Source organism: Rufibacter sediminis (genome assembly GCF_014269285.1).
Lineage (GTDB): Bacteria > Bacteroidota > Bacteroidia > Cytophagales > Hymenobacteraceae > Nibribacter > Nibribacter sediminis.
Genome location: NZ_JACOAF010000020.1, coordinates 259,376 through 273,290, shown reverse-complemented (window position 1 = coordinate 273,290; position 13,915 = coordinate 259,376). Strand labels below are relative to the sequence as shown.

General features: G+C 49.2%; 8 protein-coding genes and 1 tRNA gene. 4 read left to right on the top strand and 5 right to left on the bottom strand.

All coding sequences use genetic code 11. The features are described 5' to 3' along the window. Positions 1-35: 35 nt before the first annotated feature. The 5 genes from H7U12_RS07825 to H7U12_RS07805 all read right to left on the bottom strand — a co-directional run bounded on the left by H7U12_RS07825 (position 36) and on the right by H7U12_RS07805 (position 6,611). Entirely contained in the window at positions 36-1,205 is a 1,170-nt protein-coding gene (locus H7U12_RS07825) for an AIR synthase related protein (protein WP_186635829.1), read from the bottom strand. Between the two features lie 286 nt (positions 1,206-1,491). Continuing rightward, positions 1,492-3,411 (bottom strand): OmpA family protein, encoded by a 1,920-nt coding sequence (locus H7U12_RS07820; RefSeq protein ID WP_241749223.1) that lies wholly within the window; start codon positions 3,409-3,411, stop codon positions 1,492-1,494. A gap of 15 nt (positions 3,412-3,426) precedes the next feature. Continuing rightward, entirely contained in the window at positions 3,427-3,918 is a 492-nt protein-coding gene (locus H7U12_RS07815; protein ID WP_186635527.1) for a hypothetical protein, read from the bottom strand. A gap of 436 nt (positions 3,919-4,354) precedes the next feature. Further along, positions 4,355-5,161 carry a (Fe-S)-binding protein gene (locus tag H7U12_RS07810; protein WP_241749222.1) on the bottom strand — a complete coding sequence of 269 codons (807 nt, stop codon included), beginning with the start codon at positions 5,159-5,161 and terminating at the stop codon, positions 4,355-4,357. A 97-nt stretch (positions 5,162-5,258) separates the two neighbouring features. After that, complete coding sequence (locus tag H7U12_RS07805; protein ID WP_186635524.1) at positions 5,259-6,611, bottom strand: 4Fe-4S dicluster domain-containing protein; 1,353 nt, start codon at positions 6,609-6,611, stop codon at positions 5,259-5,261. A gap of 183 nt (positions 6,612-6,794) precedes the next feature. Between H7U12_RS07805 and H7U12_RS07800 the strand changes: the two genes are divergently transcribed. The 4 genes from H7U12_RS07800 to H7U12_RS07785 all read left to right on the top strand — a co-directional run bounded on the left by H7U12_RS07800 (position 6,795) and on the right by H7U12_RS07785 (position 13,772). Next, positions 6,795-6,870: transfer RNA gene (locus tag H7U12_RS07800), tRNA-Phe, on the top strand. Between the two features lie 220 nt (positions 6,871-7,090). Further along, on the top strand, positions 7,091-8,197 hold the full coding sequence (locus H7U12_RS07795) for a Fic family protein (RefSeq protein ID WP_186635521.1): 1,107 nt from the start codon (positions 7,091-7,093) through the stop codon (positions 8,195-8,197). Positions 8,198-8,520: 323 nt separating this feature from the next. Then, positions 8,521-9,387, top strand: a complete 867-nt coding sequence (locus H7U12_RS07790) for a DUF5694 domain-containing protein (protein ID WP_186635519.1) — start codon at positions 8,521-8,523, stop codon at positions 9,385-9,387. A 104-nt stretch (positions 9,388-9,491) separates the two neighbouring features. After that, positions 9,492-13,772, top strand: a complete 4,281-nt coding sequence (locus tag H7U12_RS07785) for a sacsin N-terminal ATP-binding-like domain-containing protein (protein ID WP_186635516.1) — start codon at positions 9,492-9,494, stop codon at positions 13,770-13,772. The last annotated feature ends 143 nt before the right edge of the window (positions 13,773-13,915 follow it).

The window sequence follows — 13,915 nt, the reverse complement described above, 5'->3', positions numbered from 1 at the left end:
AGGAGAGGAATCCCTGATGCTACGCTGGCGGGTGGTTAGCCTTCGTAGTGATACTGCCCGTAGGGGCTCTGGATCGTCAATTCATTTTTCTCGCTGGCCTCTACCCGGCCAATGATCTGGGCATCCAGGTTGAACGACCGGCTGATGCTGATCAGGTCCTGCGCGATGGCCTCGGGTACGTACAGCTCCAGGCGGTGGCCCATGTTGAATACTTTGTACATCTCCTGCCAGCTGGTGTTGCTCTGCTCCTGAATAAGCCTGAACAGCGGCGGCACCGGCAACAGGTTGTCTTTGATGATATGAACGTTCTGGGTGAAGTGCAGCACCTTGGTCTGGGCTCCGCCGCTGCAATGCACCATGCCGTGCAATTGGCTGCGGTAGTCTTTCAAAATAGCCTGCACCAGCGGCGCGTACGTTCTGGTAGGCGACAAGACCAGTTTGCCCACGGTAAGGCCGGTCTCCTCGTTCACATCGGTGAGTTTACAGTTGCCGGAGTACACCAGGTCAGACGGAACGGCGGGGTCAAAGCTCTCAGGATAGCTCTTGGCCAGGTAATTGGCGAACACATCATGACGGGCCGAGGTTAAACCGTTGCTGCCCATGCCGCCGTTGTACTCGCTCTCGTAGGTGGTCTGGCCCGAAGAAGAAAAGCCCACAATCACATCACCGGGTTGGATGGTGTGGTTAGAGATGACTTCGCTGCGTTTCATGCGGGCGGTCACGGTGCTGTCCACGATGATAGTACGCACCAGATCGCCCACATCGGCGGTTTCGCCACCGGTGCTGTAGATCCCGATGCCGTTGTCACGGAGCATCTGCAAAACTTCCTCGGTACCGTTGATAATGGCGGCAATCACCTCGCCGGGTACCAGGTTCTTGTTTCTGCCTATGGTAGAAGACAGCAAAATATTATCCGTGGCCCCCACGCAGAGCAGGTCATCGGTGTTCATGACAATGGCGTCCTGGGCGATGCCTTTCCAGACGGAAATATCGCCAGTCTCGCGCCAGTACAGGTAGGCCAGCGCTGACTTGGTGCCGGCCCCGTCGGCGTGCATGATGTTGCAGAACTCGGGGTCCCCCACCAGCAGATCCGGGATGATTTTGCAGAATGCCTTGGGGAACAAGCCCTTGTCAATGTTCTTGATGGCATTGTGCACATCTTCTTTGGAGGCGGAGACGCCGCGCTGCAGATACCGGTTTTCCATGGTGGCCGTAAGTAAAGTGAGATCCCCTTTGGGGGCTGATTTCGCCAAAACAGCCCTAAAACGCTGCTCTAGTCTTTGATGAGGCAAAAATAAGAAAGCCTCCCGGTTCTGGGAGGCTTTTCTTTTGGTATTTCAAATTGAGTAGTGATCACAGGCTGTGGTCGCTGGCGCGAGCCTCCGGCTCGTGTCCGCACGCATTGCTGATTAGTGGTTGCTGAGACGAAAAAGAGGATCAGTTATCTTGCGGACACGAGCCAGAGGCTCGCGCCAGCGGTTCCACTTATGGTTATTCGTCAATGCGGGTCACCTTGAACTCGGTGCGGCGGTTTTGCTGGTGCTGGGCCTCGGTTTTGGCGTTGCGCACCACTGGCCTGGACTCACCATAACCGCGGGCCGTGATGCGTCTGGCGTCAATGCCTTTGGAGATGATGTAATCTACGGCACTCTGGGCCCGGCGCTGCGACAGGTCCTGGTTGTAGATGTCCTTACCGCGGCTATCGGTGTGGGAACTCAGCTCAATGGTGATGGTGGGGTTATCCACCAGGGTCTGCACCAACTTGTCCAGCTCCACGGCGGCATCCGGACGGATGTTGGCTTTGTCATAGTCGTAGAAGATGTTCTCCACCACAATGGCTTTGTTCTTCACGATTTTGGAGAGCGTGAGCGTTGTGGTGAGCCGAATATCGGTGACAGGTTTGGTCAGTTGGTCCTGCGGCGGGGTTTTGCCCTGCGTGATGACCGGCTGTCGGGCCGCAAAATAACCTGCCCGCTCCGCGATGACCGAGTACACGCTGGCGGTATCCAATTTGAAGGTGAAGTTCCCGCTGGCATCTGAGGTGGCATCGGCTACTTTCTGGCCTTGGGCGTTCTGCAGCGTCACCCGCGTGCCCAGCATAGGCGTGGTGGCGTTGGTTTTCTCGTTCCGCTCCAGCACCCGGCCATCCACGAAGAAGTTGACCAGTTTGGGCTGGCGTTTCACGAAGGAATACAGGTCATCGCCGCCTTGCCCGCCGGCGCGGTTAGAAGCGAAAAAGCCCTGGTCCTGCCCGGTGATCAGGATAGAAAAATCGTCACCGATAGAGTTGATGGGCGGGCCCATGTTGATCACCGAGTCGCCGTTGATCCGGAAGACATCCAAGCCACCCAAACCCGCGTGCCCGTCTGAGGCGATGTACAGCGTACCGTCGGCGGCCACGTACGGGAACGACTCATTGCCCGGCGTATTGATGGTGGAGCCCAGGTTCTCGGGGCGGGAGAAACGGCCGCCTTCGTCCAGCACGGTTTTCCAGATATCGCGCCCGCCCTGGCCACCGCGGCGGTCAGAGGAGAAGTACAGGGTGCGGCCATCGGGGGCAAACGCCGGCGAGGAATCCCAGGCCAGCGGATCGTTGAAACTCGCCAGGCGGGGCTCAGACCACTCGCCGGTCTTGTATTGAGAGATATAGAGGTCTACGTTGGCGGTGCCGTTCTTCTTGCCGGTATTGCTCCGGGCGAACACCATGGTGCGGCCTTCGTTCGTGAACGCCGGAGACGCATCGTGCACCTCGGGGGCGTTCAGCTGCGCCGAGAAAGGCCGCACAGGAGCGGCGGTGTTGCCGGTATCGGCTACGGGCACTACGTACAGGTTCAGGAAGCCCTCGCCGTTACCTTTGTATTTGATGTCTTCGCGGGAAGAGGAGAAAATCACCTCGTTGTTCAGAATGACCGGCGAAAACTCAGAGGCCGCGGTATTGGCCGCCGGCACCGGTTTCACGATCTTGTAAGTAGGGGTATTGGCAATGGAGGCTACCTGTTTCAGGTTCTCCACCTCGCGCTGGGCCAACCGGATGAAGTTCTTGTTGGAGGCTACCGCCAGGTAACTCTGCAGCTGCGTGGCGGCTTCTTCGTACTTGCCGTTGGCTTTAAGGGCCATGCCGTACCGGAACATGCTTTCCTCGCTCTTGCGGGCACTTAATGCGGCTTTGTAGAACTCCTCGGCCTGGGGCAGGCGGTTAGACAGACGGTACGCCTCGGCCAGCTTGAAATTCACCTCTGCCCCGGTGCGGCCTTTCTTCAAAGCCGCCTGGTAGTGGTCAATGGCCAATTGGTATTCTTCTTTCTCAAAGCTCTTATTGCCTTTTTGCACGGAGCTACGGAAAGGTCCGCAAGCCGTCACCGCCAAAGACAAGGCCACTCCCAGTACAAGGGTTCTGTTCTGTCGCATCATGTGCATTCGTACGCGTTATTGGCCCTGGAAATACCGAGCCAGCCAAGTATCTTTTGCCGGTTTGGGCCACTGTTCCTGCAGCGCCCCCACCGTTGGAATCAAAGTATCGAAATAAAGCGAGTCCGGGGATAAAGCCCCGGCCGCTACCTGGGCTTTCATTTCGGTCATCGGAACGGTTTGCACGCCCGCTTGCGTCTTGAAAGCCAGTTGAGTACGGTCAAATAATTGAACGTTGAACTCCTGCTCTAATTGCCTTAAGAAGGCGACTGATTTATCGATGGAACACCCACTGGCCGAGGCCACTTCTTCATTGGTGGCCAGAAACAGAAAGTGGTGTTCTTTGATGCTAAACGAGGCCTGTAAATCGCGTCCGTGGCTGCTCCACTCCGTTACGAAATCCTGTAACAGCTGGTTCATGCGCCCTTCTTCCTCTTCGGTAAGCGGACGGCTCATCTGGTACACCCACACCCGGCTATACGGCGGTAATTGTTCAAAAGGAACGTACATTTTTTGTAATATGCTAATTTTAATTAGACTTAGCTAGACGCAAGTATCGGGTATCAGGTAGCAAGACGCAAGCGAGCCTCTGTGTTTTCTCGCCGTTTTCCTGAAAACAGCCCCAAAACGGTTATCTCCCTACACCTTCTATCGGCCTTGTGCTTGTTGGTGATAACACCCACCAGGGCGGAAAGGCTAGTTTCCGTTTAGAGGCCGATTTCTGAAAAACGAGCCTGAAACGCTTTCCCCTGCTGCATCACCTCGTTACAGGGTAACTAGGCTACATTTCCAGATTTTGTAGCGACGTTACCCTGTAACGTCGTACGCATTACCCCTTAACCCGAGGCGATGGTGTTATAACTAACCACCACTTCCTCTGGCGCTTACAAACGCACACGCAACAAAAGAATCTTACTACGCGATACGTGCTACTTGCTACGCAAACTTAGGCGTTAATGCCCTCCGCTTGCGCGATGAGTTCGGCGATGTCAAACACCTGCACAGAGTCTTCTTTGTTCTGGCTTTTCACGCCATCGGCCATCATGGTCATGCAGAACGGGCAGGCAGAGGCAATGATGGTAGCCCCGGTGCCAATGGCTTCCTCGGCGCGCTCCACGTTGATGTCTTTGTTGCCCGGCTCCGGTTCTTTCCACATCTGGGCCCCTCCGGCACCGCAGCACAGACCGTTGGCGCGGCTGCGTTTCATCTCCACCAGATCAGCATCTAAGGCCGCCAATACCTCGCGAGGCGCTTCGTAGATGTTGTTGGCGCGGCCCAGGTAACAGGAGTCATGGAAGGTGATGCGCTTGCCTTTGAACTCGCCGCCGCCGGCAATCTTCACCTTGCCTTCGTTGATGAGGTTCTGCAAAAACGTGGAGTGGTGAATCACCTCGTAGTTTCCGCCCAGGGCCGGGTATTCGTTCTTGATGGTGTTGAAGCAATGCGGGCAGGCGGTCACAATGGTTTTCACCCCATAGCCGTCAAACGTGGCGATGTTGGTCATAGCCTGCATCTGGAACAGGAACTCGTTGCCAGCGCGCTTGGCGGGATCACCGGTGCAGGTTTCCTCCATGCCCAGCACGGCGTATTTGGTGCCCACGTGCTCCAGAATGCGCACGAAGGCGCGGGTAACGTTTTTATAGCGGTCGTCAAAAGCGCCGGCGCAGCCCACCCAGAACAATACTTCGGGGGTTTCGCCACGGGCAGCCAGATCGGCCATTACAGGAACTTGTATCTGTTTTTTCTCTGACATCTCAGGTAGGGTGCTAATTAGAACATGTGCTCATCTGCTAATTTATTCGGCATGCCGCACAAATACTAATGGGCGTTAGGTTAATTCTGTTTTGAGGCTAGTTTTTGGAACCGGTGTACAAATCATCGGCCCAGTTGAAACGGTCGCTCGGCGAGAAGGCCCACGGCGCGCCGTTGTTCTCAATGTTGTTGAACATGGTGTTCAACGAGGCCGGCGCCGCCGATTCTTCCAGCACCAAGTAGCGGCGCAGGTCAATGATGGTAGACAGCTGGTTGATGTTCACGGGGCAGGACTCCACGCAGGCGTTGCAGGTGGTGCAGGCCCACAGTTCCTCCGGGGTCACGTAGCCGCGAAGCAAGGTGCGTTCCTCGGTGGCTTTCACCCGTTCAGATTCCTCGGTGTACTTGGCCGGGTCAAAGATGAGCGGCGACTCGCCTTTCTCCTCCATCCGGTCACGGGTATCCATCACAATCTTGCGGGGCGAGAGCAGCTTGCCGGTAAGGTTGGCCGGGCACACGCTGGTACAGCGGCCGCACTCAGTGCAGGTGTACGAATCCAGTAGTTGCTTCCAGGTGAGGTCCTCCACGTCTTTGGCCCCAAATTTCTGCGGATCGGCTCCCTCTGGGGCGGGCGGCACCACGTAGCTGGGGTCCAGCATGGCTTTGATCTCGTGCGTGATGCTCTCCACGTTACTGAACTGGCCTTTCGGTTCCAGCTTGGAGTAGTACACGTTGGGGAAAGAGGTGATGATGTGGAAGTGCTTGGAGCTGGGCAGGTAGTTCATGAACGCCAGAATCCCTACAATGTGCACCCACCAGCCAACAGTGGCAATTACCTGCAAGGTGTTCACATCGCTCCCGAACAAATCTACCATCAGGCCACTGACCGGGAAAGCGCCCGGCAACTGATGTCCGCCCAATTGCGCCAGTTTCTGGTCGGCGATGTTGAAGGCGAACAAGGCTAGCATGAGCACGATCTCGGTAATCAGAATCACGTTCGCGTCCATCTTCGGCCAGGCGCGCATCTCGGGTCCGCGGGTGAGGCGCGGCACTTTGGTCAGGTTCCGACGGGCCAGGAAGATCACACAGGCGATGATCACCAGCAGCCCCAACACCTCGTTGATGGCCATGAGCACGCTGTACACCGGCCCCAGCACCCCCAGAATGCGGTGCGTCCCGAAGACGCCGTCAATCAGAATCTCAATCAACTCCACGTTAATCACGATGAATCCGATGTACACGAACAGGTGCAACACCGCCGGAAGCGGCCGCTTAAACATTTTTTGTTGGCCAAAAGCGACCAGCAAAAGGGTATTGATGCGCTCTGAAACATTACCGGAGATGGTCTTATCACGACCCATGTTGATGTTGCGCACAATCTTACGGATCTGCCACACAAACAGGCCGATACCTACCAACGCCACCAACAAAAAGAGTATATTACTGATCACAGAAAGGAAGTTTTAGACATGGAAACTGCTTCTACTACGAACGAATTTAACAAAGTATTCTGAAAAGGGCATAAAAGATTTTTTTGCGAGAAGTTTTGCAAATCCGCGCAGGCTCCTTACATTTGCATACTTTTTAACCAGAACGGCAGCGAAACACCTCCCGGAAAGGTTCTAAAAGATGCTGGTGATGTAGCTCAGTTGGTAGAGCAAAGGACTGAAAATCCTTGTGTCGTTGGTTCGATTCCAATCATCACCACCAGCAGAAAAGAGAATCCCGCTTCAGATACTGGAGCGGGATTTTTGTTTTGGGGGTGTTTTGGGGAAAGGAGGCTCAAAGGAGGAGTTACTACTTTGCCAGGAAAGGAGTGCCTAGTTTCATTGATCTTCTAACGGCACCATCGTGGTACACGTGTCAAGGTTCATGCACCATTGTGGTACACGAACCTTGACACGTGTACCATTTTTGTTATTTTTGTCTCATGACTGATGTAATTAGGGATTTAGAAGTAGACAAGCCTTATAACCACTTGCCTTTGTTACCACCTCCTGTTGAGCAAATGGAGTCTATTGCTATCTTAAAGCAAGAGAGCAAAGCGGCAGTAGCAGTGGCTGAGTTGAAAGGACTGGCTAAGACATTACCTAACCAGGGAATTCTTATCAATGCTATTGTCTTGAAAGAGGCTCAGGCCAGTTCTGAGATAGAGAATATCATCACCACCCATGATAGGCTTTATCAAGCCATAGCAGCTACATCGGTACAGCCAGATCCAGCTACCAAAGAAGTGCTGCGGTACCGCGAAGCGCTGTTACATGGGTTCAGGGAAATAAAAGAACGAGGATTCCTAAACACCAACAGCATCTGCCGAATACAGGCTATTCTGGAGGAAAATGAGGCTGGCATCCGCCAACTACCGGGCACCGCCCTTAAAAACGATGCCACCGGAACTACTATTTACACTCCTCCCGATGACAAAGAAGCACTCACAAAACTGATGCGGAACCTGGAGGAATACCTTAATGAGGGACCTGCGGATATCTCCCCTTTCATTAGAATGGCTATTCAGCATTATCAATTTGAGAGTATCCATCCGTTCTATGATGGCAACGGAAGAACAGGAAGAATTCTGAACGTGCTTTACCTCATATTGCATCAACAGCTGGACATTCCTATTCTCTTCCTGAGCGGCTACATCATTGCACATAAGGCCGCTTATTACCGGCTGCTGCAGGAGGTAAGAACAACGGGGAACTGGGAAGCTTGGATTCTATATATGTTACAAGCAACGGAGAAAACCGCCCGAAAAACCATTGAGCAAATCAACGCTATCCACCTATTATTTGAACAAATACAGCAGAAGGTAAAGCAAGAAGCGCCAAAGATTTACTCCAAAGATCTGATAGAACAGCTTTTTGTGCACCCTTACACAAAGATTGAATACATCACCAATGGTTTGAGCGTAGAACGGAAAGCAGCTTCCAGGTACTTAAAAACATTGCAGCAAACAGGAGTACTTTCCTTGAGAACAATTGGCAAGGAGAACATCTATATCAACGATGCACTGTATAGCATACTCCGTAATAGTTAGTAAGCTAAAGAATGTACATTAGCACCAGACTGCCTTATTTGTGGACGCACCTTTCACTATAACTGACGAAACTGCCTCCAGAAAGCTGCCGCTGAACTTTTCAGTTAGCAGAGCAAAGGACTGAAAACCCTTGTGTCATCGGCTTAATACCAATCACCACCACCATCAGAAAAGAGAATCCCGCTTCAGATATTGGAGCGGGATTCTTGTTTTTGGGGTGTTGTTGGAAAAAGAGCCTGAAAGCGATCTTCCTTTTCCTGCAGCAGCCTCCAACAAGGTTTGTCCTCCCGCTTGCTTGGGTTACCGAATAAAATATGGTAATTATGGGAAACCAATCTACCATGCGCCTCACCATTCTCTTCGCGCTCCTCGCCCTGGGGTTAGTCTTTTCTGCCGCCGCGCAAATCGGCAGAACTAAAATTGCTGTCATGGCCTCAGACCATCTGGCCCAGATCTACAGAAAAGACAATCCGCATACGGATGTACTCACCCCATCGGGCCAGAAGGCCATGAAGGAACTCACCGCTTTGGCGGCCAAATTCGCGCCCGATATGATTCTGGTGGAAGTGCTGCCCGAGCGACAGCAGGAGATAGACAGCCTGTACGCGCTCTACCGGCAAGACAAACTAAATCTGGAAACCTTGGAGAATGGCCGTAGCGAGGTATACCAGATTGCCTTCAGGCTGGGAAAACAACTGAACCTGAAACGCATTGTGTGCGCCAATGCCCCTGGCGGCACCTCGCAAAGCATTCTCGCCAACGGCGAAAACATAGAACTGTACCACAATGAAATAGCCGCCTTGCGTAAGGAAGTAAGCAAACTGAGCACCGGCTTGCAGAATGGCACACTTTCCCTCAAAGAGTATCAGGTTGCCTTGAACCAGCCCGCGCTCTACAACCTAGTTTACCGCGTGCGGTACATTGTGCCCGCCCGGGTGGTGAACGGCACCTTCAAAAACCCAGACGCCATGGTAGACACAGCCTTTGTGAACCCTAAGTACATTGGTGCCGAACTTACCTCGGTGTTCAAAAACCGCGACTACAAGATTTACTCCAACCTGGCCACCGCCCAACTCAAAGAGAAGCCCAAACGCATGCTCCTCCTTATAGGCGCCGCTCATATTGGCTCCCTGCACAGCATCCTGCAAGACGATGCCGCTTTTGAATTGGTGCCTGCGAATACATTTTAGGGGAAGAAGAAATAGTTATTTCTTCTTTATAGGCATCTTCTCAGATACATAGGTATTTCTATTAAACATCCTCTATATTTATTATTCATAATTAAAGATACACCATGACTCTCTCCTACACAGAAGCTGAACGAACTACAACCATATTCAATGCCCATCATAACTATTATCTGAATGTAGGAATAGAAACTATTAAGCAGCAGGCCGGACAGGTAGAGCAGGTAAGCGCTGATTACCAAGGGAGGGTGATCTATGAGCTCTTACAGAATGCTTTTGATAAGGCTGAGGGCAGGATTCTGGTAACTGCTAAAGATCATTGCCTCTATATAGCGAATGATGGCACACCTTTCACCTATCAGGTTGATTTTGATTATAAAACCGGAACTTCAAAAAGGGCAGATTTTCAGTCTCTATGTTCTATCTCCACTTCTACTAAATCAGCTGATACCAGCATTGGTAACAAAGGCGTGGGTTTTAAGTCTGCCTTTTCCATTGCCCGGGACAATTATGTACAGGTTCATACTCAAGGTGAAATAGTACAGGAAGCCGGTGATACTTGGCCTGCAAATATCAGCTTCCAGATTTATGACAGCTTTAAGGATCCTGAGAAGTTGCCGGAAACATTAACTATTGATATCCGGGAAACTATAAAGGAACAGATACAGGCTGTTCAGAAGGAAAATTCAGGAAGAGGTGTACCTGGTTTCTATTTCCCTATTCAGGAGCGGGAGCAGGATGACTACGTTCAATCGCTTTTTCAGAATGGATTTGTTACTATTATTCAGATCCCATTTGCGGTCAATAAGGAAGAAGAAGTAAAAAAGCTTTTTTCCGAAATAAAAGGAATTCATTTTGAGTTCGTTCAGCTGCGGATTACAAAACCCATTACTATTCACTTTCAATATGAAGAAAATGAAAACCTTAATTTTACAAAAAAGTCGGGGAGTTATGAAGGGGAAACAGCCATTGTAAAATGCTACTTAAAGGATGAAGTAAAACAGCTGGCAGCTAAAGCCGGCATTAACGTTTCTAACCCTCAGATTGCTTTTTACTTAAAACAACCAGAGCAATCAAAAGATAACGCAGGGGTCTTATACAATTACCTGCCAACAAAATTCCCTTCTCCATTTAAGAACGTAGATTTTCATGCCGATTTTCATACAACCGTAGACCGGACCGCAATTAATTTTAATGGCAACATTGGGGAGTATAATAAAGCGTTATTCAGGGCATGTCTGGAGCTTTACTTTTCCTACTTGAATGGCTATAACAAAAGTGGAACTGCCCCTCAGCTTAGATTAAAGTTTATAAAGGAGGTGAATTCTGCAGATACTATTCTGGCACCATTTAAATGGAGCTACTTGCAATTACATTCACCTTGGTCAGCATTTGATCATGTTAGAGACATTCTGCAAATCTGGAATCATAATTATGCCACTGGGAGTGATTTTCTGAGTTCATTAGCGAAAGAGTTTTTCCAAGAGTCCAGGACTAAAACAGAACATGATAATTTCTTTGGACATACTACTGCCTTCATTACGTATTTCAGCCGGGATGATGGTCAGGAGAGAAAATGGACAAATTACTTCTATACTGAATTCGCTCGGCAACTTAAAAAGAAAAATGCAGCCGTTATCTATGCTCACGATGGCCTAGGAATATCAGTTTCTGAAAGTATTGAGTTTATTTATAGGGAACAGAATGAAGAGTTGCAATCTTTTGTGCCTTCATTTGCAGGATTGAGCCTTATAAACTACAAGGTTGAAAATCAAGAATTAAGGCAGGATTTAGGAATCAGAGAGTTTAAAGATAGAAATGAAATCCTGAAACATTACCGGCAGGTTTCTCCTACCGGGCGGCACCATGGCCCTGAAAATCAAATAACAGAAGAACAACAGCGGGACTTACTTAGAAGCATTAGTACGTTGATGGGCAAAACAGGAGAAAATATTCTGCCTACCCACCGGTACAATAACTTTATCACGCGCAGAAACAGCGAAGACAACACAACGGCCAATCTGGCTGACTTTAGTTTATCTACCGTATTCCTGAAAACTATTTCAGGCAAGTATAAGCCCGCCCAGCTTTGCAGAGAGAAAGATCTGGACCTTTCTTTTCTTCCGGAGATGCCAAAAGGAATTAGCCAGAAGACCTTCCTTCAGTATTTAGGGGTATCCTTCCATACTTCTTACCGATTTGTTGATCTGTCTATCTGGGAGTCATTGAAAGAAGGTCTGGATTATATTCCTGCGTTATGGAAAGGGAGCAGTGGCAATCAGGAGGATCAGTTAAGACACTCTATGATTGTTGATGGTATCAGGGTGGTAGCAAATGACAAAGCCATTCCTCCGGCCCTGATCAATGACAATGAATATTCCTTTCTGGAAAAGCTGAGAATAGCTGAATTCAAAGATGATGCTCACTCACTGCTGATAAAGAAGTACAATGACTTTCCAAAAGAATATCTCCAACAACTGGTGACTATCTGCCAGAATAATCTGCACCGGCAAGAACAAATTATCCGGCTTTACCAGAAAATATTTGAGCCGTTAGCCAAAAGGCTTCAGAAGTACCTAGTATTCGGACAGAAAGAACTGGCATTTGTCTATCATACAGACTTTTATATTGTACAGAATGAGAGTGAGTTTAAGTTGGCCGCAAGTATTCCTGATCTGGACAAACCGGTACTGGCCTATCATAAAAGCAAAGTTGATCCGGAAGCCTACCATTTTAAAGGTAAGGTTTTGAAAATTACTGAAGCTGCTATTGTGGCCCATAATCAGGTAGATAAAACTGAACTCTATCTTCAGAAGCTTTTGCCCAAACTAGTGTATGTCCTGCTAGAAATCAGCCAGTCAACTTTATCTGAAACAGATTACTTTGAAGAACCGGAAAAAATTGCTGAACTATCCAAAAGGCTGCAACAGCTCAGGTTCTATGAGGCAGATAAACTAACCAGAGATATTCAGATAGGGAACATCTGTAAAACAGTAGAAAGAAGTTTTGACACTAATGAAGAGGCATTATTTCTTTCTAAAGGTCTACCTGTTCACCAGCAAGCCGAAGCTATTGCAAAAGGCGTTTTCAACAACACCCGGATAGCAAAAGCACTGGAACTCATTGTCTTTCATAAAGAGGAAGAGGTCCTCAGGGAAGAATATCAGGCGCAACTCAAGATTAATCAGGATATATTTAGGCGGTATTGGATCAGTGATTATGACACCAAGTTCAAAGCTTTCTCCAAAGAAATATTTTCTTATTTTAACCAGGAGCAGTTAGCAGAAGATAGCCGCTGGCATGTGTATAACGCAAACCACCAAAGTCGCTTTCTGGAATATGTCTTCCGCAGAGATTGTTTAAATGAATTGGAGTTGGTGATTCACAGAACCAAGGCAGAGTTTAGTGATGGTATTTTTGCAGACTTCAACCTTGACATTGATTTAGACTTATACCACGAACGTCTGGCGAAACTACGTTTAAGGCTAGAGCAAGCAGACCCAGAAACCAGTAAGGAGTTCCAGAGCCGCCTTCAGGCATTATTTGGTAAAATGGGCATAGCAAAGGACCTAGAGAGGCTGGAAGCAGATATTGAGCTGGCGTTCCCGGAGCAGGTAGCAAAACCATCATCTTCGGGTCAGCTGGCAGATGCAACCCGTGAAGTCTCTGTTCTTTCCCGGATTGAAAGGATATTTCAGGGCATGAGCCATCATCCGGCAAAAACATTGGCGGGTTTCCAGCCCAGCGCAGCTGTAAGCTCTTCAGAAATTCCGGTCAAAACAAAAAAAGTGATTTACAAAGGAAACTCCTTACCGGCAACTGATGCTGAAGTGACAGGAGCCAATGGTGAGGAAGAAGTTTTGGGCTATCTCATCAGATATTTTCTGCAAATGGAACAACCAGAGGACAGAAAGCATGCTATTAATGAAGTTTTCAACCTAATCTGTACTGTCTTAGGCAAAGACGAACCAGCTTTAGAGAAACATAGAAATTTATATCAGACCTGCCTCGATTATATAGAGGATGAAGTAGCACTTGCCAAAGCCCTTATTCCATTCTTCTACCTAACCCTGCACTATAAATTTGCTTTCACAGATCTGGTTGCCTGGCATGAAGGGCAGGCGGTTTTGGTAGAAGTAAAAACTACTCAAAACCCAAGGAATAATAATTTCAGGATCTCAGGGAGCGAGATCAATATTGCCAAATCAAGGAAAAATTACCTGATTGTTAGAGTAACACCTGACGAGATGATCTTTATGGGCAACCCCATTTATGGTGTGCTGAATAAAATTGAGGAAATACGGGGAGAAAACTTCAGAATTCAACCTTACGGCTACACTTTTGAATTTGATAAACAGATATTGATTGCGGATACAAGTTTTAACTGACAATGATATTCCTTCATATCCAGCCTACTACCTAGGATTTCATTATGAATCTAGCTTTGCCCCTAATTATCCTTCATATCCAGAGTTGCAAACCTCTTGAGTGGGTTTAGTTTGTTGTAATACCTACCTGTTTTCTGCTCCTT